The 21,434-nt window shown below is 70.5% G+C and carries 24 protein-coding genes; 18 read left to right on the top strand and 6 right to left on the bottom strand.

The annotated features are described in order from the left end of the window. The first annotated feature begins 147 nt into the window (after positions 1-147). The 6 genes from FHR66_RS02155 (at position 148) to FHR66_RS02130 (ending at position 5,791) form a co-directional block, all read left to right on the top strand. Positions 148-1,101, top strand: coding sequence for a LysR substrate-binding domain-containing protein (locus tag FHR66_RS02155; RefSeq protein WP_160966926.1), 954 nt, complete (start codon positions 148-150; stop codon positions 1,099-1,101). A 112-nt stretch (positions 1,102-1,213) separates the two neighbouring features. Beyond that, on the top strand, positions 1,214-1,645 hold the full coding sequence (gene rnk / locus FHR66_RS02150; protein WP_167087300.1) for a nucleoside diphosphate kinase regulator: 432 nt from the start codon (positions 1,214-1,216) through the stop codon (positions 1,643-1,645). A 58-nt stretch (positions 1,646-1,703) separates the two neighbouring features. Next, positions 1,704-2,672 carry a transaldolase gene (gene tal / locus FHR66_RS02145; protein ID WP_160966922.1) on the top strand — a complete coding sequence of 323 codons (969 nt, stop codon included), beginning with the start codon at positions 1,704-1,706 and terminating at the stop codon, positions 2,670-2,672. 285 nt (positions 2,673-2,957) lie between these two features. Continuing rightward, positions 2,958-3,527, top strand: a complete 570-nt coding sequence (locus tag FHR66_RS02140) for a type 1 glutamine amidotransferase family protein (RefSeq protein ID WP_160966920.1) — start codon at positions 2,958-2,960, stop codon at positions 3,525-3,527. Between the two features lie 175 nt (positions 3,528-3,702). Further along, positions 3,703-4,935: a hypothetical protein gene (locus FHR66_RS02135; RefSeq protein WP_160966918.1), complete on the top strand. Its 1,233-nt coding sequence runs from the start codon at positions 3,703-3,705 to the stop codon at positions 4,933-4,935. Between the two features lie 115 nt (positions 4,936-5,050). Beyond that, positions 5,051-5,791 (top strand): hypothetical protein, encoded by a 741-nt coding sequence (locus FHR66_RS02130; protein ID WP_160966916.1) that lies wholly within the window; start codon positions 5,051-5,053, stop codon positions 5,789-5,791. On the opposite strand, the gene msrA is transcribed toward FHR66_RS02130, so the two are convergent. Then, positions 5,737-6,387, bottom strand: a complete 651-nt coding sequence (gene msrA, locus FHR66_RS02125) for a peptide-methionine (S)-S-oxide reductase MsrA (protein ID WP_160966914.1) — start codon at positions 6,385-6,387, stop codon at positions 5,737-5,739. The genes FHR66_RS02130 and msrA overlap by 55 nt on opposite strands. A gap of 164 nt (positions 6,388-6,551) precedes the next feature. After that, positions 6,552-6,779, bottom strand: a complete 228-nt coding sequence (locus FHR66_RS02120) for a putative signal transducing protein (protein ID WP_017915895.1) — start codon at positions 6,777-6,779, stop codon at positions 6,552-6,554. 250 nt (positions 6,780-7,029) lie between these two features. On the opposite strand from FHR66_RS02120, the gene FHR66_RS02115 reads away from it, so the two are divergent. The 7 genes from FHR66_RS02115 to rlmM all read left to right on the top strand — a co-directional run bounded on the left by FHR66_RS02115 (position 7,030) and on the right by rlmM (position 13,397). Then, on the top strand, positions 7,030-8,784 hold the full coding sequence (locus FHR66_RS02115) for a glutamine--tRNA ligase/YqeY domain fusion protein (RefSeq protein WP_160970615.1): 1,755 nt from the start codon (positions 7,030-7,032) through the stop codon (positions 8,782-8,784). Positions 8,785-9,088: 304 nt separating this feature from the next. After that, a complete protein-coding gene (locus FHR66_RS02110) occupies positions 9,089-9,865 on the top strand; it encodes a helix-turn-helix transcriptional regulator (protein ID WP_160970613.1) in 777 nt (258 codons plus the stop codon). Between the two features lie 30 nt (positions 9,866-9,895). Then, on the top strand, positions 9,896-10,855 hold the full coding sequence (locus FHR66_RS02105) for a DMT family transporter (protein WP_160970611.1): 960 nt from the start codon (positions 9,896-9,898) through the stop codon (positions 10,853-10,855). A gap of 47 nt (positions 10,856-10,902) precedes the next feature. After that, entirely contained in the window at positions 10,903-11,283 is a 381-nt protein-coding gene (locus tag FHR66_RS02100) for an STN domain-containing protein (protein WP_167087298.1), read from the top strand. Between the two features lie 59 nt (positions 11,284-11,342). Further along, the gene (locus tag FHR66_RS02095; RefSeq protein ID WP_160970607.1) at positions 11,343-11,750 is read left to right on the top strand and encodes a hypothetical protein; all 408 of its coding nucleotides are present in this window, start codon (positions 11,343-11,345) and stop codon (positions 11,748-11,750) included. Continuing rightward, positions 11,750-12,310, top strand: coding sequence for a nucleoside deaminase (locus FHR66_RS02090; RefSeq protein ID WP_160970605.1), 561 nt, complete (start codon positions 11,750-11,752; stop codon positions 12,308-12,310). Before FHR66_RS02095 ends, FHR66_RS02090 begins: the two co-directional genes overlap by 1 nt. Positions 12,311-12,332: 22 nt before the next feature. After that, entirely contained in the window at positions 12,333-13,397 is a 1,065-nt protein-coding gene (gene rlmM, locus FHR66_RS02085) for a 23S rRNA (cytidine(2498)-2'-O)-methyltransferase RlmM (RefSeq protein WP_160970603.1), read from the top strand. Positions 13,398-13,517: 120 nt separating this feature from the next. Here the strand turns inward: rlmM and FHR66_RS02080 are convergent, their stop codons facing one another. Continuing rightward, positions 13,518-14,633, bottom strand: a complete 1,116-nt coding sequence (locus FHR66_RS02080) for a Gfo/Idh/MocA family protein (protein WP_160970601.1) — start codon at positions 14,631-14,633, stop codon at positions 13,518-13,520. A 124-nt stretch (positions 14,634-14,757) separates the two neighbouring features. Here FHR66_RS02080 and FHR66_RS02075 point away from each other — a divergent pair, with 124 nt between their 5' ends. The 4 genes from FHR66_RS02075 to FHR66_RS02060 all read left to right on the top strand — a co-directional run bounded on the left by FHR66_RS02075 (position 14,758) and on the right by FHR66_RS02060 (position 17,410). Then, a complete protein-coding gene (locus tag FHR66_RS02075) occupies positions 14,758-15,657 on the top strand; it encodes an SMP-30/gluconolactonase/LRE family protein (RefSeq protein WP_160970599.1) in 900 nt (299 codons plus the stop codon). A gap of 81 nt (positions 15,658-15,738) precedes the next feature. Further along, a complete protein-coding gene (locus FHR66_RS02070) occupies positions 15,739-16,461 on the top strand; it encodes a hypothetical protein (protein WP_160970597.1) in 723 nt (240 codons plus the stop codon). 47 nt (positions 16,462-16,508) lie between these two features. Continuing rightward, positions 16,509-16,904: an EF-hand domain-containing protein gene (locus FHR66_RS02065; RefSeq protein WP_160970595.1), complete on the top strand. Its 396-nt coding sequence runs from the start codon at positions 16,509-16,511 to the stop codon at positions 16,902-16,904. A 185-nt stretch (positions 16,905-17,089) separates the two neighbouring features. Then, on the top strand, positions 17,090-17,410 hold the full coding sequence (locus FHR66_RS02060; RefSeq protein ID WP_160970593.1) for an EF-hand domain-containing protein: 321 nt from the start codon (positions 17,090-17,092) through the stop codon (positions 17,408-17,410). 198 nt (positions 17,411-17,608) lie between these two features. On the opposite strand, the gene comJ is transcribed toward FHR66_RS02060, so the two are convergent. The 3 genes from comJ to ubiH form a co-directional block, all read right to left on the bottom strand. Then, positions 17,609-18,091: a competence protein ComJ gene (comJ, locus tag FHR66_RS02055; RefSeq protein WP_160970591.1), complete on the bottom strand. Its 483-nt coding sequence runs from the start codon at positions 18,089-18,091 to the stop codon at positions 17,609-17,611. Between the two features lie 219 nt (positions 18,092-18,310). Next, positions 18,311-19,489 carry a UbiH/UbiF family hydroxylase gene (locus FHR66_RS02050; RefSeq protein WP_160970589.1) on the bottom strand — a complete coding sequence of 393 codons (1,179 nt, stop codon included), beginning with the start codon at positions 19,487-19,489 and terminating at the stop codon, positions 18,311-18,313. Then, entirely contained in the window at positions 19,486-20,700 is a 1,215-nt protein-coding gene (gene ubiH / locus FHR66_RS02045; protein WP_167087296.1) for a 2-octaprenyl-6-methoxyphenyl hydroxylase, read from the bottom strand. Before ubiH ends, FHR66_RS02050 begins: the two co-directional genes overlap by 4 nt. 144 nt (positions 20,701-20,844) lie before the next feature. Between ubiH and FHR66_RS02040 the strand changes: the two genes are divergently transcribed. Then, positions 20,845-21,429 (top strand): hypothetical protein, encoded by a 585-nt coding sequence (locus FHR66_RS02040; protein WP_160970585.1) that lies wholly within the window; start codon positions 20,845-20,847, stop codon positions 21,427-21,429. Positions 21,430-21,434: the final 5 nt, after the last annotated feature.

Below are 21,434 nucleotides of genomic sequence, written 5' to 3'. Positions count from 1 at the left end.
ACCCGTCCCGCGCCGCATTGCCGGCGCGGGGCCAGGGCGTGCCACCTCCACCGCGCACACCCCATCTGTCTCGCCGTCACGTGCACCACACGCTCTATGCTGTGACCCTGCGTCACCTCCCGCCGCTGCGTCTCAAGGACTCCGCCGATGAACCTGCGTGATCTGAAATACCTGGTGGCGCTGGCCGATCACAAGCATTTCGGGCGCGCCGCCGCGGCGTGCTTCGTCAGCCAGCCGACGCTGTCCACGCAGATCAAGAAGCTCGAGGACGAACTGGGCGTGCCGCTGGTCGAACGCGCCCCGCGCAAGGTCATGCTGACCCCGGCCGGACGCGAAGCCGCCAGCCGCGCGCGCGGCATCGTCGCCGAGATCGAGCAGATGAAGGAAGCGGCGCGGCGCAGCCAGGATCCGGAAGCCGGCACCGTGCGCCTGGGCATCTTTCCCACGCTCGGCCCGTACCTGCTGCCGCACGTGATCCCGCGCATCCGCGAGCGCTTCCCGCAGCTGGAACTGCTGCTGATCGAAGAGAAGAGCGACGTGCTGCTGGCCCGTCTGCGCGAGGGCCGGCTGGACGCGGCGCTGCTGGCGCTGCCGCTGCACGACGAGCAATTGCACGCCGAATTCCTGTTCGAGGAACCGTTCGTGCTGGCGGTGCCCGAGCAGCATCCGCTGGCGCGGCGGCCGACCCCGCTGACCATGGACGAACTGCACGCGCAACGCCTGCTGCTGCTCGAGGACGGGCACTGCCTGCGCGACCAGGCGCTGGACGTGTGCCATCTGTCCGGCGCACTGGAGAAGGCCGAGTTCCAGGCCACCAGCCTGGAGACGCTGCGGCAGATGGTCGCCGCCAACGTCGGCGTGACCCTGTTGCCGTTGCTGGCGGTGCAACCGCCGGTGGCCAATCCGCCGAATCTGCGCCTGCTGCCGTTCGCGCCCGACGGCGGCCCAAGCCGGCGCATCGCCATGCTGTGGCGGCGCAGTTCGGCGATGGGCGCGTTCCTGCAGCAACTGGCGCACCTGTTCGGCGCGCTGCCCGAAAACCTGTTCACGCTGCCGGCGCAGGCCCCGCTGCCGAACCAGACGCCGCGCCAGGTGGCCTGAGCAGGGCCGGCCCGGCCGCGGCGTCGCATCGGCGCCGGCTTGCTTGCACAATGGGAACGGGGCGGCGCGGTGCCGCCCCCATTCGTTGTGCCAACCAAACCGGAGCCTGTCCATGACCTCGCAACACCACAGCGGCCTGCCGCCCTCGTTGATCGTCTCCAGCCGCGACCTCGCGCGCCTGGAAGCCCTGCTCGACTCCCCTGCCTTGCACCAGCACCCGGCCGCGCTCGCGCTGGGCGCAGAACTCGACCGCGCCACCGTCGTGGCGCCGGACCAACTTCCTCCCGGCATCGTCGCCATGCATTCCCGCGTGGAGTGCGAAGACGAACTGCACGGCGAACGCCACCACCTGACCCTGGTCTATCCGCACGAAGCCGATGCCGCGCATGCGCGCATCTCGGTGCTGGCCCCGGTCGGCAGCGCCCTGCTCGGCCTGGCCGTAGGCCAGTCCATCGACTGGCAGGCGCCCGGCGGACGCCCGCTGCGCCTGCGCGTGACCGCGGTGCAGCGCGCCGACGACGACAACGCGCGCGCAGCGCGTTAACGTGCGCGGCCCTATCCTTGTTTCCACGCGTTTTCCCACTCGTTCCCGAGAGATACCGATGACCTCTTCCGCCCCCTCCAAGCTCGCCCAGTTGCGCGAGTTGTCCGTGGTCGTGGCCGATACCGGCGACTACGACGCGATCAAGCGGCTCAAGCCGGTGGACTGCACCACCAACCCGACGCTGGTGAAGAAGGCGCTGGACCTGCCGGTCTACGCCGACCTGATCGACGAGGCGCTGGCCTGGGCGCGCGGCCAGGATGGCGACCACGCCGCCCTGGTCGACGAAATCGCCGACCGCCTGACCATCGGCGTCGGCGCCAAGCTCAGCGCGCTGGTGCCCGGCCGCGTCTCCACCGAAGTGGACGCCGACCTGGCCCACGACACCGCCGCCACCATCGCCAAGGCGCACAAGTTCATCGCCATGTACGCCGAACATGGCATTGCCAAGGACCGCATCCTGATCAAGGTCGCCGCGACCTGGGAAGGCATCGAGGCCGCGCGGCAGCTGCAGAAGGACGGCATCGACTGCAACCTGACCCTGATCTTCAACCGCACCCAGGCGCTGGCCTGCGCCGAGGCCGGGGTGTTCCTGATCTCGCCGTTCGTCGGCCGCATCCTCGACTGGTACGTGGCCAAGGGCCAGACCCCGGCGACCATCGACGACGACCCAGGCGTGCAGTTCGTGCGCGGCGTCTACGACGAGTTCAAGCGCCGCGGCTCGCAGACCGTGGTGATGGGCGCCTCGTTCCGCTCCACCGCGCAGATCGAGGCACTGGCCGGCTGCGACCGCCTGACCATCTCGCCGGACCTGCTGGAGAAGCTCGACGCCGATCATGGCCCGCTGCCGCGCAAGCTCTCGCCCGGCCAGGCCGACGGCGCCAAGGTGGAACCGATCGACGCCAAGCGCTTCGCCGCCGATCTGGCCGCCGATCCGATGGCCACCGAGAAGCTGGCCGGCGGCATCGACACCTTCGCCAAGGACCTGCAGACCCTGCGCGACACGATCCGGCACAAGCTGGTCGGCTGAGCGGCGCCGCCCCAAGCGCGGCGATGCCGCGCTTGGGGCGGGAATGGGGAAACGGGAAATGGGAAATCGGTAAAGCGGATCCCTGGCTCGCTGCCGCCCGCCCTCTCGATCGGATGCCGCCGGTGCAGGCGGTCGCACCGCGCGAGTACCAATGCGCACTGCACACGGGACCCTGAAAACAGGCGCAGGCGCAATGCACCTCACCCACGATGCTTTCGACACCGCGTTGGCGCGGCCGCAACTTTCGCCGGGCTATGCTGCGCGCCCGAGTGCAGAGGCAAGGCAATGGCAACAATCGCGGTAGTGATGGTGGACGGCGTGGCGGACTGGGAAATCGGCATCATCCTGCCGGCGGCACGGGCCTGGTTCGGCGACGAGATCCAGATCGCCAGCATCGACGGCAAGCCGGTCGGCTCGATCGGCGGACTGGACCTCCACCCCACCTACGCGCTGTCGGACCTGGCGCCGCTGGACGCCGACCTGTGGCTGCTGCCCGGCAGCGACCGCTGGCAGGCCGGCGAGATCCCGGGCCTGAGCGGGTTGTTGCAGCAACGCCTGGAGGCTGGCCGCGGCGTGGCGGCGATCTGTGGCGCGACCCTGGCGCTGGCGTATGCCGGCCTGCTCGATACCCGCCCACACACCAGCAATTCCGAGGTCTTCCTGCGCGAGCACGCCGGCGTCTATGCCGGCAGCGCGCACTACCAGGACCGCCGCGTGGTCAGCGCCGGTGGCCTGATCACCGCCCCGGGCACCAGCCCGGTCAGTTTCGCCGAGGAATGCCTGCGCCTGCTGCATCCCGAACGCGAGGAGCAGATCGCGCAGATGCGGCAGATGTTCGCTGCCGAGTTCGTGTAGCGCGACCAGTGCCACCTGTCATGCAGACGGCGGCCGTGCCGCATGACTACACTTGTCGCCACACCCTGCAGTACGCCATCGGCGGCTGAGCGCGACGTCGCGGTCGCGCCATGGCGCGGCGCCTGTCCCAGGTGCGCCGGCAGGGTGCTTCCACGACTTCGACAGGAGAGGCTGCATGCGCGGATGGATGGCGCGTTGTTTGTTTTCGCTGGCGCTTGCCGGTGCCACCGCCAGTGCCACCGGCATGTCCGCCACGCCGACGCCGACCCGGGTTGCGATCCTGGGCGTGGAGCACGCCGCACAACTGGTCTCCGAACGCGACCAGCCGGGGGTGCTCGCGGCATTCCTGGAGCAACTCGCGCCGGACGCGGTGTGTATCGAACGCCCGCCGGAGCAGGCGGCACGCGGCGATTACTACGAGTACACCTACGAGGTGCAGGGCGTGATCCTGCCCTACGCCGCGACGCACGCGGTGGCCGTGTGCCCGATCGACTGGATGCCGCCGGTGGAGGACGCCAGACTCGGCTTCGGCATGGATCTGGACACCCCGCTGGAACTCCGCCGTGAGCAGGGTTTCCAGGGCTTCCTGGCGTTCCCCGACAAGGCCGCCCTGCAACGCGACTTCTTCGCGGCGGATGCGGCCGAGAACCTGGCCGCGGTGCAGAAGTGGGCGCAGACCCCGGCGCCGCGCGCCGACCAGGACCTGCCACGGCGCCTGTACCTGTACCGCACCTTCCTGCAGGCCCAGCGCATCCGCGCCGCGGCGCTGGCGCATCCAGGCAAGACCGTGCTGGTGGTGGTCGGCTACTTCCACAAGCCGGACCTCGAAGCGATCCTCGCGCACGATCCGGCGATCGCGCTGGTAAAGCCGTCGACGCTGGGTCGGCCCACGGCGGACGCGGTCGAGCGCGCCACCACCGCGACGCAGCGCGCGGCGATCCTGGCCTTCAACCTGCTCGGCGCCCAGGCCGACACCGGCAACGTCGACTGGGCCTGGATGACGCACGTTCTGGATACATACGCGACCGAGGCGCCGGCCGCCGAAACGGCGCTGTTGCGGACCCGCCTGGCCCTGCTGCGCGGCCAGATCGCACCGGCCGAGGCGCGGCGCCGCTACGCGCGGCTCGCCGAGGAAACCCCGGCCGCGTTGGCGTTCGGCTGGACCGGCGTGCAGGACCGCACGCGCGTGGATTCGTTCTTCGACCCCTTCGGCAACCTGACGGTTCGCCAGCGCGCGACGCTGGAACTGGCACGGACCGACTACGCGCTCGGCCGCAATCGCGACGGCGAGGCGGCGATCGCACGACTCAAGGCCGACCTGTCGCCGCGCAAGGCCCTGCAGCTTTCCGGCTACGCGGCACGGCTGCTGCCCGCCACCGGCAAGGGCACCGCGGGCATCACCAAATAAGCAGATGATGGCGGGCGGCCGGACGCACGCCGGCGCCGCGCCCATCGAGGATCGGTCTCGCTCTTTGAGAGAGGGCTGTGGCTTGATGCAGCCGAATTCAGTTCGGAGACGCAGCATGTCACTCGCCGAGTTCGCAGGTCGCTACAGCAACATCGCCGGCGTCATCGCCGCCGCCGGCGCGCTTCCCATGTTCTTCCTCAAATGGAGGACGGGCTTTCTCGGTCTCTCCGTGAAACGCACGCAACGCCTTTATGCGCTTTCGCTGGGCGGCGCTTGGCGGCATGCGGATGCGGCCGCCTTGCAGATCGCGGTCGGCAATGCCATTGGCGGCAATCTCGACGGCGACGACATCAGAATCGCGTTGGAGCGAAGCAATGCAGTCCGGGTGCTGACTTACTGCAAGATGGCCAAGGGCATGATTGGCGTGTCGAACGACAAGTCGCGCTTCGTGCCCAAAGGAAATTGGAAATCAGCCGGAAGCTATCGAAAAGCGGCCATCGCGCTGTACGTGGCCGCATTCGCCCCCTGGTTGCTTGCACCTGCCGCCTTCAATCTCTTTGAGCCATCCAAACAAATTGCCGGTGGGATCGCGCTGGCGATGTTGCTATTGACCCCCGTTCTGGCATGGCTCTCCGCGTGTGCGGAAGCTGCTTACCGGCTCACAAGCGACTTCGATCAGAAGTACCCCAGGCTTCAGCCGCTCCCGGCCAGCAAAGGACGGACACGGGCAGCCCGCACGAAGCGTACAGGCGCGCCGCAGCCGAGCGCCGGTCGGCCGCGGCGCAGCCTCCGCGTTGAGGCTCAGGCTTCCAGCCCGATCGGACAGCTCACCCCGGTACCGCCGAGGCCGCAGTAGCCGCCCGGGTTCTTGGCCAGATATTGCTGGTGCTCGTCCTCGGCGTAGTAGAACGGCGGCGCCGGGAAGCGGATCTCGGTGGTGATGGCGCCGTAGCCGGCGGCGTCCAGGTGCTGCTGGTAGGCGTCGCGGCTGGCCAGCGCGGCGTCGTACTGGGCCTGGGTGGTGCAGTAGATCGCCGAGCGGTACTGGGTGCCGGTGTCGTTGCCCTGGCGCATGCCCTGGGTGGGGTCGTGGCTCTCCCAGAAGGTCTGCAGCAACTGCTCGAAACGCACGGCCTGCGGATCGAACGCCACCAGCACCGCCTCGGTGTGGCCGGTCTGGCCGGAGCACACTTCGCGATAGGTGGCATTGGGCGTCTCGCCGCCGGCGTAGCCGACCGCGGTGCTGAACACGCCCGGCAGCGACCAGAACTTGCGTTCGGCGCCCCAGAAACAGCCCAGACCGAACTGCACCTGCTCCAGCCCGGCGAAGGCGTCGCGCAACGGATGGCCATTGACGAAGTGACGGTTGTGCAGCGGCAGCGGCTGCGCGCGTCCCGGCAGGCTCTCGCCCGGACGCGGCAGACGCTGCTTGAAGGCACCGATTCCCAACATGGCACGGACTCCTGGCAGCGACGGCGATGCCTTGTGGATGGCGCTGCCTGATGGCCGTTTCAAGGCCGGGATTGGGGAATCGGGATTGGGGATTGGCAAAAGCGGGATGCTGCCTTTGCGAATCCCCAATCCCCAATCCCCAATCCCCAATCCCGGCCCCCAACCTACATCGCCCGCGTCACCTGCCCGCCCAGGCCTAAGGCCATCAGCACTTCCTGGGCCTTTTCCAGCAGTTCGTCGGCCACGCAGACCTGGACCACGCCGAACGGCAGTTCGCCCGCGCCGCCGAGCAGGGCCTCGCCGAACACGAAGGCGGTGATGCCGGCGTCCTCCAGCGCATGCTTGGCCAGATGCGCATCGATCAGGTGCTGGGCGCGGTAGGCGATCTGCATGGTCGACCCCTCAGCCGTGTGTGGCGACCGCACGCGCGGCGCGGCGCACGCCCGAGGACGGGCGCTTGGCGCGGATGACGAGGCTGAGCAAAGGCATGGCGCGTTCTCGCAGTGGAAGATCGGCAGAGTACGCCGTGAGCACAGGTCGCAACCAGCCGCCGGAAGCCCTTTTGCGTCAACAAACGTCAACATACGGTCAACTTTTGTTGACGCGAGTAGACTGTTGCGCACCCAATTTGTTGACGCGCGCATGTCCGACACCCCCGCCACCGACGCCTCCGCCCCGGCCGAGAAGAAAGACTTCATCCGCCAGATCGTCCGCGAGGACCTGGCCAGCGGCAAGCACACGGCCATCCGCACCCGCTTCCCGCCCGAGCCCAACGGCTACCTGCACATCGGCCACGCCAAGGCGATCTGCCTGGACTTCGGCATCGCCGCCGAGTTCGCCGGGCGCTGCAACCTGCGCTTCGACGACACCAATCCGGCCAAGGAAGACCCCGAATTCGTCGCCGCGATCCAGGACGACGTGCGCTGGCTGGGCTTCGACTGGGCCGAGTTGCGCCACGCCTCGGACTATTTCGAGGTGTACTACCTGGCTGCCGAGAAGTTGATCCGCGACGGCCACGCCTTCGTCTGCGACCTCTCCGCCGAGCAGGTGCGCGAGTACCGCGGCACCCTCACCGAGCCCGGCCGCGACTCGCCGTACCGCAACCGGAGCGTCGAGGAGAACCTGGACCTGTTCCGGCGCATGCGCGCCGGCGAGTTCCCGGACGGTGCGCGCACCCTGCGCGCCAAGATCGACATGAGCAGCGGCAACATCAACCTGCGCGATCCGGCGCTGTACCGCATCAAGCACGTCGAGCACCAGAACACCGGCAACGCCTGGCCGATCTACCCGATGTACGACTTCGCGCATTCGCTGGGCGATGCGGTGGAAGGCATCACCCACTCGCTGTGCACGCTGGAGTTCGAGGACCACCGCCCGCTGTACGACTGGTGCGTGGACAAGGTCGACCTGGCCGGCCACCCGGAGCTGCTGCAGCCGCTGCTGGACAAGGGCCTGCCGCGCGAGGCGGGCAAGCCGCGGCAGATCGAGTTCTCGCGGCTCAACATCAACTACACGGTGATGAGCAAGCGCAAGCTGACCCAACTGGTGACCGAAGGCCTGGTCGACGGCTGGGACGATCCGCGCATGTATACCCTGCAGGGTCTGCGCCGCCGCGGCTACACGCCGGCCGCGCTGCGCCTGCTGGTCGACCGCGTCGGCATCAGCAAGCAGAACTCGGTGATCGATTTCTCGGTGCTGGAAGGCTGCCTGCGCGAAGACCTGGACGCGCATGCCGCGCGGCGCATGGCGGTGATCGAGCCGCTGAAGCTGGTGTTGAGCAACCTGCCGGAAGGCCACAGCGAGACGTTGACCTTCTCCAACCATCCCAAGGACGACAGCTTCGGCACGCGCGAGGTGCCGTTCTCGCGCGAACTGTGGATCGAGCGCGAGGATTTCGCCGAAGTCCCGCCCAAGGGCTGGAAGCGGCTGGTGCCGGGCGGCGAAGTGCGCCTGCGCGGCGCCGGCATCGCCCGCGTCGACGAGGTGATCAAGGACGCCGCCGGCGAGATCGTGGAACTGCGCGGTTGGCTCGACCCGGAATCGCGTCCGGGCATGGAAGGCGCCAACCGCAAGGTCAAGGGCACCATCCACTGGGTCAGCGCCACGCACGCGGTGGAGGCGGAGATCCGCCTGTACGACCGCCTGTTCTCGGTGGAGAAGCCCGACGACGAGTCCGACGGCAAGACCTACCGCGACCACCTCAACGCCGACTCCAAGCGCAGCGTGCGCGGCTACGTCGAACCCGCCGCCGCGCAGGCCGCGCCGGAGCAGGCGTTCCAGTTCGAGCGCACCGGCTATTTCGTCGCCGACCGCTACGACCACCGCGCCGACGCGCCGGTGTTCAACCGCAGCGTGACCCTGCGCGATACCTGGAGCGCCGGCCAGGGCGGCGCCTGAGGCGTTGCTGCGCGTGTGGTCCTCACGGCCGCACGCGTCAGCGCACGCCATCGCCCGCAATGAGTCAGCGCCGGCCACGACCGGCGCACGGTGTACGCCGCCACATCGCCAGGCGCACCGCAACCGACCCGCTCGACGCGTCCGTAGGAGCGGCTTCAGCCGCGACAAGGCGTTACCGCGAATGCCCGGTCGCGGCTGAAGCCGCTCCTACAACGGCGGTGCCCGCATCGGGATCTTGCAAAAAACCCCAATCCCCAATCTCAGCCCTTCCCCTCACAACTACCCGCGCGCTAGCGTAACGGGCATGTCTCCCGCCGCCTCCCTCAGCCTGCGCAGCTACGGCCGCGACGGCGCCGCTCATCAGCATGGCCACGTGCAGCTGGTGCTGCCGCTGCACGGCACGCTGGAACTGGAAGTGGACGGCCGCGGCGGCTATCTGGACCGCTTCCGCGCCGCGGTGGTCGCGCCGCAGACCCGGCATGCGCAGTCCGCGCTGGACGCAAACCGCTTCCTGATCGTCGATTGCGCCACCGATGCGTTCGGCGACGATGCGCTGGAACGCCTGCGGCGACAGCCCTTTCTCGACCTGCCCTCGCCCTTGCAGGACCTGCTCGCCGCGCAGGCGCCGTATCCCGACCTCGACCTCACCCATGCTCGCGCCGGCGCAGCCGTGCTGGCCTGGCTGCAGGCGGACACCGCACCCCGTGGCTGGCAGCGGCTGCAGGCGCTGTGCCGACGCGTCGAGGCCGCGCCCGGCCAGGACTGGCCGGTGCGGCGCATGGCGCAGCTGGCGCACCTGAGTCCGAGCCGCCTGCACGCGCTGTTTCGCGCTGCATTCGGGCGCACGCCGCAGGACTGGGTGGCGGCGCGGCGGCTGGACTGGGTGCGCCAGCAACTGGCGCACGGTACTCGGCCGATCGCCACAATCGCCCAGGACAGCGGCTATGCCGACCAGAGCGCGCTGACCCGCGCATTGAAGCGCAGCACCGGGCAGACGCCGGCCGCCTACCGCCGCCGCCATCGTCCAGCACCAGGACAGGAGTCTGGGACAAGCCGGCGCCCGCCGCTGGCGGCATGCTGAGCCGACACCGCAGCAACGGAACCGGAACGCATGCGCGAACGTCTATGGGCAGGGGTCGGCAGCGGCATGGCCGCGGGCGCGCTGTGGGGACTGGTGTTCCTGGTGCCGCAACTGCTGAGCGCCTTCTCGCCGCTGCAACTGGCGGTCTCGCGCTACCTGGCCTATGGCGCCATCGCCGCCCTGGTGCTGCTGCCGCGCTGGCGCACCGCGACCGCGCCGCTGGGTGCCGCCGAATGGTGGGCGCTGCTGCGCCTGAGCCTGCTCGGCAACATCGTCTACTACGTGCTGCTGGGCAGCGCGGTGCAGTGGGCCGGCGGCGCCGCCACCGCGCTGATCATCGGCCTGTTGCCGGCGGCGGTCACCGTGATCGGCTCGCGCGCGGCCGGCGCAGTGCGGTTGCGCCGGCTCGCCGCGCCCTGCGCGCTGTGCGTGCTCGGGGTGGCGCTGGTCGCGGTACAGACCCTGGCCGTCGCGCGGCCGCATATTCCGGCCAGCCTCGGCCTGCGCGCGGCCGGGTTGGCGTGCGCGGTCGGCGCGCTGGCGTGCTGGACCGCCTATTCGATCAAGAACGCGCGCTGGCTGCGGCGACGCCCGGACCTGTCCGGCCGCGACTGGTCGCTGCTGACCGGCGTGGTCACCGGCGCGCTGGCCCTGGTACTGGCGCTGCCGGCCTTCGCCCTGGCCGACACGACACATGCCGGCCCCGACTGGATGCGCTTCTGGGGCCTGGCGCTGGTGCTGGCGCTGTTCGCCTCGGTGATCGGCAACGCCTGCTGGAACCACGCCAGCCGGCTGCTGCCGCTGACCCTGGTCGGGCAGATGATCGTGTTCGAGACGGTCTTTGCGCTGCTGTACGGCTTCCTGTGGGAGCAGCGCTGGCCGAACCCGCTGGAACTGCTGGCGATCGCCTGCCTGCTCGGCGGCGTGCTGTGGTGCACCCTGGTGCATGCGCGGCCGCAATCCCCTGCGCACGAAGCCAAGCCCGGTTAAGCCACGCCGCCTAGACTGGCGCAGGTCCTCCCCACGGGAATCGCGCCATGCACACCGTCCTGCGCCGTAGCTGCCCCGCCCTCGCCCTGACCATCGCACTCGCCGGCTGCGCCTCCTCCCCCGCCTCGTCCGGCGCGGCGCCGGATTCAGCCGCCACCGCCAGCGCACCGGCAACGACCGGCAAGTGCGACGCGGTCCCCGACCACGCCTACGACCTGCCGGCCGGGCGCTTCGATGAGGTAGCGCAGCAACTGGCCCACGCCACCGGCTGCATGGTCGTCTACCACGACCCCAGCCTCGCGTCGCTGCCGGTCAACGCGGTGAAGGGACAAGTCAGCATCCGCCAGGCGCTGCACCAGGCACTGGACGGCACCGCGTTGCGGATCGCACAGGACAGCGCAGACGCGATGACCGTCGTGCGCCGCTGACCCGGCGGCGGCGCGGTGGGTTGCTACCATGGCCGCACTCCACCGCACGGAAGGTCGCCATGCCCCGCCATTTCGCGTCGTTGCTGTGTTCCCTGTGCCTGATCGCCGGCATGTTGCTGTCCAGCGCCTGCGCGCGCAGCGAAACCGCCAAACCGTCGGAACCGGCGCCGGCACCCACGGCGTCCGCGCCAGGCCTGCCGATCAAGGTCGACAGCAGTTGCCGCACCGATGCCGACTGCACCGTCAAGAACGTCGGCAACTGCTGCGGCGCGATGCCGGCGTGCGTCAACCGCGACAGCCCCACCGATCCACAGAGGGTCATGGCGCAGTGCCAGGCCAGCGGGCGCATGAGCGTGTGCGGCTCGCGCGCCATCGCCGGCTGCTCCTGCGTGGCCGGGCAATGCAGCGCGCGCCCCGCCCAAGCCGATACACTGCGCGCCCCCCAGCCTGCCGAACCCGTCCGCTGATGCTCTACGCGCAAGTCCACCTCACCCTGCCCGCCTGGATCCACGAGGCGATCGATCCGCAGGCGATCTACGCCAGCGACGCCGACAAGGTCGCGCTGGCGGTGGAATTGTCGCGACTGAACGTGGACGCCGGCAGCGGCGGCCCGTTCGGTGCGGCGGTGTTCGGCCCGGACCACCGCATCATCGCCGTCGGCGTGAACCGGGTGGTGCCGCAGACCACCTCGCTCGCGCATGCCGAGAACATGGCCTACATGCTGGCCCAGCAGCGCCTGCAGACCCCGCGCTTGAACGCGGTGCTGTCGCCGGTGACCCTGGCCACCTCCTCGCAGCCGTGCTGCCAGTGCTACGGCGCGACCATCTGGGCCGGCATCGACCGCCTGCTGATCGGCGCCAGCGCCGAGGACGTGATGGCGCTGACTCCGTTCGACGAAGGTCCGCTGCCGGCGGACTGGGTCGGCGAACTGCAGCGCCGCGGCATCGAGGTGGTGCGCGGCCTGCACCGCGACGCCGCCTGTGCGGTGCTGCGCCGCTACGGCGAACTCGACAGCCCCCGCTACTGACGCCGCCGGCGAAGGCTTGCCCATGTCCCCCGAGAACGGCCCGCTGGTCCACGGCCTGCTGTGCTACTGCCGGCCCGGCTTCGAACCCGAACTGGCGGGCGAGCTCAACGCCCGCGCCGGCGAGGCCGGGCTGGCCGCCTACGCGCGCACCGAGCGCAACAGCGGCTATGCGTTGCTGCTCGCCGACACCGCGGTGCCGGCGCAGGCGCTGCCCTGGCGCGGGCTGATCTTCGCCCGACAGAAGCTGCACCTGCTGGCCGAACTGCGCGACCTGCCGGCCAGCGACCGCATCGCGCCGATCCTGCAGGCGCTGGCCGGGCAGCCGCGCTTCGGCGACCTGTGGGTCGAACATCCGGACTCGGACGCCGGCAAGCCGCTGTCGGGCCTGGCGCGCAGCTTCGGCAACGCGCTGCGACCCGCCCTGCGCAAGGCCGGCCTGCTCAGCGACAAGCCGCAGCCGCGGCTGCCGCGCCTGCACGTCTGCTTCGTGACCGGCACCCACGCCCTGCTCGCGGTGGCCGACAGCGAGGACAGCGCGCCGTGGCCGCTGGGCATTCCGCGCCTGAAGCTGTTGCCGGAGGCGCCCTCGCGCTCGGCATTGAAACTGGAGGAAGCGTTGCTGGCGCTGCTGACACCGCAGGAGCGCGAGACGCTGCTGCGCCCGGGCATGCGCGCCGCCGACCTCGGCGCCGCCCCCGGCGGCTGGACCTGGGTGCTGACCCGCCAGCACCTGCACGTGACCAGCGTGGACAACGGCCCGCTGCGCCAGCACGTGCTCGACAGCGGCCTGGTCGACCACCTGCGCGCCGACGGCTTCCACTGGAAACCGCCGCAACCACTGGACTGGATGGTCTGCGACATGGTCGAGCAACCGCGCCGTGTCGCCGAGCGCATGGCCACCTGGTTCCGCGAGGGCTGGTGCCGGCACGCGATCTTCAATCTGAAGTTGCCGATGAAGAAGCGCTGGGACGAGACCCGGCTATGCCTGGACCTGTTCGCCGAGCGTGCCGAGCGCCCGCTGCAACTGCGCGCCAAGCAGCTCTACCACGACCGCGAAGAGATCACGGTGCTGGCGATACCGGGCTGAGCGGCGGCGCGTTCACATCCGGCTTTTCGTAGGAGCGGCTTTAGCCGCGATGGGCTTTCCCGATAACGCCCATCGCGGCTAAAGCCGCTCCTCCCAAGAGCGCATTGGCTCCGCTCGCCGCTACAGCACGATCCGCGCCCCATCCGCACGCGCCGAACGCTGGATCGCCTCGACGATGCGGATGTCGCGCAGGCCTTCTTCGCCGGGCACGCGCAGCGGCGTGCCGTGCAGGATCGCCAGCGCGTCCTCGTCCATCTGCAGCGCCTGCTGGTGCCGCACCCGCGCGTCGAACAGGCGGCCGTCGCTGGCCCGGCCGCGCACGCCGTCGTAGGCCTGGAACGGCGCCAGTTCGTACCAGCCGTTCGCGCACTCGGCGCGCAGCAGGTTCATGGTGCGGCCGAAGCTGGCCGCGCAGGTGGCGGTCACCTCGTGCGGGAATTCCAGGGTGAAGTGCATGTGCTCGTCGACCTCGTCGAACAGTGCCGGCCGCTGCGTGGAACGCCGCGCGCTGACCGCCAGCGGCTCGGCGCCGGTCGTATAGCGCGCCGCGTTGAGCGGATACACGCCCATGTCGTACATCGCGCCGCCGCCATACTCCGCGCGCAGCCGCCATGGCCGCTGCGCCGGGTCGGTGTCGCCATAGCCGGCGTAGCCCGCCTCCGCGCGCACGCGGCGCATCGCCCCGAACGGGCGTTCGCCGGCCAGGGCGATGAGGCGTCGGGTATTGGGCTCGTGCTGCATGCGGTAGCCGATGCTCAGCCGCACCTTGTTGCGCGCGCAGGTCTCGATCATCGCCTGCGCCTGCTCGGCATGCAGCGCCATCGGCTTCTCGCACCACACGTGCTTGCCGGCGGCGGCGGCGCGGATGCTCAGCGGCGCGTGCAGGTGCGGCGGCGTGACCACGTAGACCACGTCGATGTCCGGGTTGTCGGCGATGCGCTCCAGGTCGTCGTAGCTGTAGACGTTGCGATCCGGGATGCGATAGCGCGCCTGCCACTGCGGGATCTTCTGCGGCGAGCCGGTGACGATGCCGGCCAGGCGACAATGCCTGGTCAGAGTGAGACCCGGCGCCAGACGGCTGCTGGCGTACTCGCCCAGCCCGACCAGGGCCACGCCCAGCGGCTTGCGCCGCCGCGATGGCGTCGCCGCCCACCCCATCGGTCCCAGCATGCCGGCACCGGCCGCGGACAGGCCGGCAAGCAACAGACGGCGGCGATTCGGCGAGGAAGGTGACATGCGCGACTCCAACCGGACAGTCTTCGCACCCTACCCGCATGCGCCGCATCGGCACTGTGAGCCCCATCGCGCGATGCGCCATGGCCTCTGGCACACTGCCGCCTCCGCTTTTCCGGAGACGCCGATGCGCTGCCGCCCACTGCTCGCCGCCCTCGCCCTGCTGCTGGCTGCCCCGGCCGGCGCGCAGGAGCCCCTGCTCCAGGCCCGCGACCTGGTCGGCGACGGCGTGTTCACCGACAAGATCGAAGGTCCTGCCACCGGCCCCGATGGTGCGCTGTACGTGGTCAACTTCGCCCACGACGGCAGCATCGGCCGGGTCCAGCGCGATGCCGAGGGCCGCGCGCAGGCCACCCTGTTCGTGGATCTGCCTGACGGCAGCATCGGCAACGGCATCCGCTTCGACCGCCGCGGGCGCATGTATGTAGCCGACTACGGCCGGCACCGCATCCTGCGCATCGCCCTGCGCAGCAAGCGCATCGAGGTCTACGCCGCGCTGCCGGGCGCGTTCCAGCCCAACGACATCGCAATGGCGCCGGACGGCACCCTGTACGCCAGCGACCCGGACTGGAAGCACAATGGCGGCCAGCTGTGGCGCATCGACCGCGACCGCAGCGCGCACCTGATCGAGACCGGCATGGGCACCACCAACGGCATCGAGGTCAGCCCCGACGGCAAGCGCCTGTACGTCAACGAGAGCGTGCAGCGGCGGATCTGGGTCTACGACCGTGCCGCCGACGGCGCCGTGTCGAACAAGCGACTGTTCGCCAGCTTCGCCGACGCCGGCCTGGACGGCATGCGCTGCGACGTCGACGGCAACCTGTACGTGGCCCGCTACGACGCCGGCAAGGTGATCGTGCTGGCGCCGGACGGCACGCTGCTGCACGAGGTCGCGACCAAGGGCCGCAAGCCCACCAACCTGGCCTTCGGTGGCGCCGACGGACGCGATGTCGACGTGACCCTGCAGGACCGCGGCGCGATCGAGACCTTCCGCAGCGACCGCCCCGGACGCGAGTACGGACGCTGATGGGATGCGCATCGCAGCGGCGTCTCAGCCCGCGCAATGGCCACCTGGCATCCTGGCTGCACTGACTGGAGGGCCGCGCACATGCAGCCGATCGAACTGAACAACCCGGCCGGCTTCGCCGACGAATTCCTGCGCCTGACCCTGCTGCAGGGCTTCCAGTCGCTGACCAAGCGCGACCTGGAACTGCTGATCTTCGTGTTGCTGGAACGCGACGGCGCGATCTCGCGCAGCGATTCCAACAACGCGGTGGCAATGCGCCTGCGGGTGACCCCCGCCAAGGTCAAGGGCCTGCGCCGCGACGGCTATGCGCGTTGGCGCGCGCTGGTGCCGGAAGAGGGCGAGGCGGCGCTTGAGCGCATCGTCGCCACGGTGCTCACCGAGGACAACCTGCGCGCTGGGGCCAAGCACGTCAGCGAGCGCAGCAAGAAGGACGGCTTCCTGGCGATCCGCATCGAACACCCCGACGACCAGCAGCGCTTCGAACAGGCCATCGTCGACGTCGGCGCCATGCCCGTGTACGAGCGCAATCGCGACGTGATGGCGGTGCGCTTCGACACGCTGCTGAAGATCGCCGAGCGCTGGGGCTACCTGCAGCCGGACCCGGAGAAGATCACCCAGGAGTTGCAGAAGCTCGCGCCGGCCGCCGAAGAGGTCGCCGACCTGTTGAAGAAGGACGTGAGCAAGCTACGCTGGGAGGATGTGCGCCGCGCGCTCAACAGCCTCGGCGCCAAGGCCGTCGCCAGCACCGCCGAGGGCGGGCTGAAGGGCCTGTTGAAGCTCGCGTTCCCGTTCATCCCCGGCTGAGCGCCGGGGCCGCCATTCCATCGTCGTCCCGGAGTTTCGTCGTGTCCATGTCCTGCCGTTCCCTCGCCCTGCTCTGCTGTCTGTGCGCCTGCGCCGCACCGGCCGCGGCGCAGAACCTCACCGCCACCTCCAGCGCCACCACCGAGCCGCTGCGCGATGCGCCGATCAACGTGCGCGCGCAGCCGCTCAGCAACGGCGTGGTGACCCACCAGGTGCAGTTGCCGGCGACGCCCGGCGAAGCGCAGGTCACCGTGCGCAGCATCCAGCCCGACCGCGTCGCCGGCAGCTACCGCATCGACTTCGAGGCGCTGGACACCGACCACGACGGCTACATCAGCCGCAGCGAAGCGCAGGCCAACCCGTCGCTGGCCGACGAGTTCGATGCCTTGGACACCACCCACAGCGGCCGCCTCAGCCGCGCGCAACTGGCCGGCTGGCTGTAGCGGTAAACGGCATGCGTCCGGCGCCGCCATGCAGGCGCCGGCGCACCGCCGGCCGCCTTGCGGGCGCATTGGAAACGCTTGCTAAACAGCGCCGGCGCGCACGTGCGAATGCCCGATTTTTTTAGTGTCGATTAATTCGGCCAGGCCTATGTTCTTGACTCCTTCCCAGCAACAGGAGTCGTGCCATGAACCGCATCGTTCCTCGTCTCGTCCCGTTCGCGTTTGCGCTGCTTGCCGCGCCGGCGCTGGCCATGGCGCAGTCGGCGCCGGACGAAGTGACCCTGCACCAGAACGGCCAGATCATCAATGTCACCTCGGTCGAACCAAACTCGATCGTCGGCGACTACCACATCGACTTCGCCAAGCTCGACCGCAACCATGACGGCTACATCAGCCGCGCCGAGGCCAAGGCCGATCCCACGCTGTACGCCGAGTTCGACGCCGTCGACGTGCATCACCACGGCCGCCTGAGCAAGGCCGACCTGCAAGGCTGGATGTCGACGTGACGCGACCCACGCGTCGCACGACCCGCATCCTTTCCACCACACGCGCCGCCTGCGGCCTTCCCGCCGCATGCGGCGCGACTGTTTTCTGAAGCGGCAACGCCGCAGACATCCGTCACGCGATGGTCGAAGCGTCGCGCAAACCATTCACTGCAGCTGCCGCCGCCATCGCCACTGCGTCGATCGCCGCGCTGACGACCGCTACAGCGTCCCTTCCTGCAGCGGCGCATCCTGCGCCCCACCCCACGGGTCGTCCAGCAGATAGGACGCCGACACCGGCTGCGTCGCCGGCACCAGGGTGAATCGGTAATACACTTCGTCAACGCCTTCGCAGACCTCGTAGTACAGCGCGTAGTCGCCGGGCTGCAGCGCCAGTGTCACATCGAAGGCCTCGGCGGCAGACGCCACCTGCACCCGCACGTCCGGATTCACCCGGAACGGCACCTGCATGCGCCGCTGCGCGCGTGGGTCGGGCGCGAACGCCGTGGCCAGCACCAGGTGCACCTGCGCGCCGAACGCGTCCTCGGGCAGCGGGTCGAACACCACGTAGTCGCGGTGCAGGATCGCTCCCTGCTCCAGGTTGCGCGGCCCCCAGCGGCAGGCGGCCTCGTCGAAGTCGCGGGCGCGCAATTGCACCTGGCTGTGGGAAATCAGCAGATCCACTGTCTGTGTCGCGTCTTGCATCGTCATCCTCCATGGCAGGGACGCGGCCTGCGTGCTGCGCTTCGCGCCCTACCCTCACCCCAACCCCTCTCCCGAGGGGAGAAGGCTCAAGCAACCAGCCGAAGCTGGCTCTTCCTTCTCCCTCCGGGAGAAGGTGCCCCGAAGGGGCGGATGAGGGTACGGGCGCCGCTCGGCGCGTGGTCGGATCCCGCGGCCGCCGCATCCGGCCGGAGCGTGCGCTTACACGCCGGAAGCGCGCTTCCAGAAACCGTGCATCAACAACGGCAGCTTGCCGGCCAGGCCCAGCAACGGGCCGCGCAGCAGGGTCAGGTGCAGATCGTCGTTGGAGAACAGGCGATTGATCGCATCGAAACCGTAGGCGGCGACAGTGTTGTCGCTGCGGCGACCACGCGCCCAGCGCGCCAGCCGCTGCGGCGCCGCCCAGTCGACCCGCTGCGCCTGCGCCTGCCGCACCAACGCCGCCAGCGCGGCGACGTCGCGCAGGCCCAGATTGACGCCCTGCCCGGCCAGCGGATGCACCACGTGCGCGGCATCGCCCAGCACCAGCAGGCGGCCGCGCTGGTAGGCCTCCACCAATTGCCGGCGCAGCGGGAAACCCAGCCGCGGCGACAGCGCGCGCGCCGCGCCCAGGCGGGCGCCGAAGGCCTGGGTCAGTTCGGCGCCGAACGCCGCGTCGTCCAGTGCCAGCACCCGCGCCGCCTCGGCCTCGGGCAGGGTCCACACGATCGAACTGCGGCCATCGGCGAACGGCAGGAACGCCAGCGGCCCGCCCGGCAGGAAACGCTGCCAGGCGGTGTCCTGGTGCGGCTGTTCGGTCTGCACGAAGGCGACCACGCCGCGCTGGCCGTAGTCGTGCGCCGGCGCATCCAGACCGGCCAGCCCGCGTAGCGTGGAATCGGCGCCGTCGGCGGCGACCGCCAAGCGCGCGTCCAGGCGGCTGCCGTCGTCCAGGCGCAGTCGCGCGCGCTCGGCCGAAGGCTCCAGCGCCTCCACGCGCGCCGGGCAATGCACCTGCACGCCGGCCGCCGGCAACGCCGCCCACAGCTGTTCGACCAACAGAGTGTGTTCGACGATCCAGCCGAGCTGGTCGCGGCCCAGGGTGTCGGCGTCGAAGGCCAGCTCGCCACCGCCGCCGGCATCCCACACGCGCATGCGCCGGTACGCGCTGGCGCGCTGCGCCAACACCTGCGGCCACACGCCCAGGCCCTGCAACAGGGCCGCGTTGTCGGGGGCGAAGGCGTACACGCGCAGGTCCGGCGTGTCGGCCGACCAGCGTGGCGGCTCGCGGCCCTCGACCAGGGCCACCGCCAGGCCTTCCGCAGCCAGGGCCAGCGCACAGGCCGCGCCGACCACGCCGCCGCCGACCACCACCACATCCAGCACGCCGCGCCGGCTCATGCGCGCGCCTCCCGGCACAGTTGCGGCACGTCGCCGCGGAAGCCCATCGCGCCACCGACCAGGAACGACTGCAGCGGCGCGGCCTGCGCCGCCGCCAACAGGCCCAGGCTGCGCAGCGGGCGCAGCAGCGGGGTGGGATTGGCGGTCAAGCGCGCCAACCCGCCGGAGAACGTCACCGTGCGCTGGCGATCCTGCTCGCGGCGCTGCGCGTACTGCTGCAGCAGCGCCGGCGCGCCCGGATCGGTGCCGTCGCGCTCGATCAGTTCGGACAGGGTCAGCGCATCGCGCAGGCCCAGGTTGAAGCCCTGCGCGCCCAGCGGGTGCAAGGTTTGCGCGGCATTGCCCAGCAGCACCGCGCGCGCGTCGGTCAGCCGCTCGGCCAGCACCTGCACGATCGGGTAGGCGCTGCGCTCGCCGCTGCCCAGCAGGCGGCCGACGCGCCAACCCAGCGCGTCCTGCAGCCGCTGCAGCCAGGCGCCCTCGTCCAGCGCGGCCACCGCCGCGGCGTCCTCGGCGGCGACCGCGTGGATCGCGCCGTAATGGCGGTCGCCGCGCGGCAGCAGCGCGGTCGGGCCGTCGTCGCGGAAGCGCTCGTAGGCGGTGCCGTCGGGCTGGCGGCTGCCGCGTACCCGCGCCACGAACAGGGTCTGCTGGAAATCGTGTCGCGTTGCGGCGATGCCCAAGGCCTCGCGCACCGCGCTGGTGCTGCCGTCCGCACCGACCAGCAGACGCGTGTGCAGTACCTCCTCGTTGCCGTCGCGCACGATGCGCAGGCGGCGCGCACCGTCTTCGGCGTCGGCCTCCAGGGCCACGAACTGCGCCGGGCGGTAGCGGGTCAGCCGCACCGTCGCCGCCAGGCTGGCCTCCAGCGCCTCGCCGAAGTCGCGCGCCACCACCACCTGGCCGAAGGCCTCGCGCCCGTAGTCGGCGGCTTCCAGCCGCACCCGGCCGAAATCGCCGGCACGGCTGACATGGATGCGGCGGATCGGCCCGGTCGGCGCGCGCAGCCGCTGCATCACCCCGAGCGCGCTCAGCGCGTTGACCGTGGCGGCGGCGAAACTGAGGTTGCGCTGGTCGAACACCGGCGGCAACGCGCCCGGCGGCGCGGCCTCGACCAGGCCCACGTCGATCCCCAGCCGATCCAGGGCGATGGCCAGGCTGGCGCCGACCAGGCCGCCGCCGACGATCACTACGTCATGTCGTTTGCTCATCCGGCCATGATACGACCCGCACCCGTCTGCCCGGTGAGCGCCGCCGCCCGGCTTGCGCCGCCCAGGCCGCCCCGGCGCGCGGCACTCGCGCGCGCCACGCTTCCAGTAGAATCCCGGGTCTTACGTGCACCGGTGCCCGCCGCCATGACGCCTTCCGCCCACCGCCTCCCCGCCCTGCTGCTGTTGACCGCACTGCTGGCCGCGACCCGTATCAATCACTTCGGGGCGATCCCGGACGCGTCGTGGGCGGTGTTCTTCGTCGGCGGCTTCTACCTGCGCAGCTGGACCCGCTGGGCCTTCCCGCTGCTGATGGCGCTGGCGGTGCTGGTCGACTACCTGGTCATCCGCGGCCAGGGCCTGGATTTTTGGCAGCACTACTGCGTGTCGCCGGCCTACTGGTGCCTGATCCCGGCCTACTTCGTGCTGTGGGCCGGCGGCGCGTGGCTGGCGCGGCGCTATCGCGGCGCCGACTGGCGCGCGCTGGGCCTGGCCGCCGCCAGCCTGCTGGTCACGGTGGCGCTGTGCCACCTGCTGGCGCAGGGCAGCTTCTACTGGGTCAGCCGCAGCGTGCCGAACCCGACCCTGGCCGGCTGGTGGCAGAACTACAGCGACTGGCTGTTGCCATACCTGGGCAGCGCCAGTCTGTACGTAGCGCTGGCCGCGGCGATCCAGGTCGGCGTCGAGCAGCTGGCGCGACTGGGCCAGCGCGGCCAGCCGGTCGGTCACTGACCGGG

This window comes from Xanthomonas sp. F4 (assembly GCF_011761895.1).
Note: the sequence above shows the minus strand (reverse complement) of the source record. Positions and strands in the feature narration are given on the sequence as shown.

What these genes read in the sequence shown, in the direction of transcription:
- FHR66_RS02140 (WP_160966920.1), top strand. Translation starts at nt 2,958, where the DNA reads ATGGCAACAATCGCGGTAGTGATGGTGGACGGCGTGGCGGACTGGGAA.
- FHR66_RS02120 (WP_017915895.1), bottom strand. Translation starts at nt 6,779, where the DNA reads ATGCAGATCGCCTACCGCGCCCAGCACCTGATCGATGCGCATCTGGCC.
- FHR66_RS02080 (WP_160970601.1), bottom strand. Translation starts at nt 14,633, where the DNA reads ATGTCACCTTCCTCGCCGAATCGCCGCCGTCTGTTGCTTGCCGGCCTG.
- FHR66_RS02090 (WP_160970605.1), top strand. Translation starts at nt 11,750, where the DNA reads ATGCTCTACGCGCAAGTCCACCTCACCCTGCCCGCCTGGATCCACGAG.
- FHR66_RS02040 (WP_160970585.1), top strand. Translation starts at nt 20,845, where the DNA reads ATGACGCCTTCCGCCCACCGCCTCCCCGCCCTGCTGCTGTTGACCGCA.
- rnk (WP_167087300.1), top strand. Translation starts at nt 1,214, where the DNA reads ATGACCTCGCAACACCACAGCGGCCTGCCGCCCTCGTTGATCGTCTCC.
- FHR66_RS02135 (WP_160966918.1), top strand. Translation starts at nt 3,703, where the DNA reads ATGCGCGGATGGATGGCGCGTTGTTTGTTTTCGCTGGCGCTTGCCGGT.
- FHR66_RS02130 (WP_160966916.1), top strand. Translation starts at nt 5,051, where the DNA reads ATGTCACTCGCCGAGTTCGCAGGTCGCTACAGCAACATCGCCGGCGTC.
- FHR66_RS02095 (WP_160970607.1), top strand. Translation starts at nt 11,343, where the DNA reads ATGCCCCGCCATTTCGCGTCGTTGCTGTGTTCCCTGTGCCTGATCGCC.
- ubiH (WP_167087296.1), bottom strand. Translation starts at nt 20,700, where the DNA reads ATGAGCAAACGACATGACGTAGTGATCGTCGGCGGCGGCCTGGTCGGC.
- FHR66_RS02075 (WP_160970599.1), top strand. Translation starts at nt 14,758, where the DNA reads ATGCGCTGCCGCCCACTGCTCGCCGCCCTCGCCCTGCTGCTGGCTGCC.
- FHR66_RS02065 (WP_160970595.1), top strand. Translation starts at nt 16,509, where the DNA reads ATGTCCTGCCGTTCCCTCGCCCTGCTCTGCTGTCTGTGCGCCTGCGCC.
- FHR66_RS02110 (WP_160970613.1), top strand. Translation starts at nt 9,089, where the DNA reads ATGTCTCCCGCCGCCTCCCTCAGCCTGCGCAGCTACGGCCGCGACGGC.
- FHR66_RS02050 (WP_160970589.1), bottom strand. Translation starts at nt 19,489, where the DNA reads ATGAGCCGGCGCGGCGTGCTGGATGTGGTGGTGGTCGGCGGCGGCGTG.
- FHR66_RS02115 (WP_160970615.1), top strand. Translation starts at nt 7,030, where the DNA reads ATGTCCGACACCCCCGCCACCGACGCCTCCGCCCCGGCCGAGAAGAAA.
- comJ (WP_160970591.1), bottom strand. Translation starts at nt 18,091, where the DNA reads ATGCAAGACGCGACACAGACAGTGGATCTGCTGATTTCCCACAGCCAG.
- FHR66_RS02155 (WP_160966926.1), top strand. Translation starts at nt 148, where the DNA reads ATGAACCTGCGTGATCTGAAATACCTGGTGGCGCTGGCCGATCACAAG.
- tal (WP_160966922.1), top strand. Translation starts at nt 1,704, where the DNA reads ATGACCTCTTCCGCCCCCTCCAAGCTCGCCCAGTTGCGCGAGTTGTCC.
- rlmM (WP_160970603.1), top strand. Translation starts at nt 12,333, where the DNA reads ATGTCCCCCGAGAACGGCCCGCTGGTCCACGGCCTGCTGTGCTACTGC.
- msrA (WP_160966914.1), bottom strand. Translation starts at nt 6,387, where the DNA reads ATGTTGGGAATCGGTGCCTTCAAGCAGCGTCTGCCGCGTCCGGGCGAG.
- FHR66_RS02105 (WP_160970611.1), top strand. Translation starts at nt 9,896, where the DNA reads ATGCGCGAACGTCTATGGGCAGGGGTCGGCAGCGGCATGGCCGCGGGC.
- FHR66_RS02100 (WP_167087298.1), top strand. Translation starts at nt 10,903, where the DNA reads ATGCACACCGTCCTGCGCCGTAGCTGCCCCGCCCTCGCCCTGACCATC.
- FHR66_RS02060 (WP_160970593.1), top strand. Translation starts at nt 17,090, where the DNA reads ATGAACCGCATCGTTCCTCGTCTCGTCCCGTTCGCGTTTGCGCTGCTT.
- FHR66_RS02070 (WP_160970597.1), top strand. Translation starts at nt 15,739, where the DNA reads ATGCAGCCGATCGAACTGAACAACCCGGCCGGCTTCGCCGACGAATTC.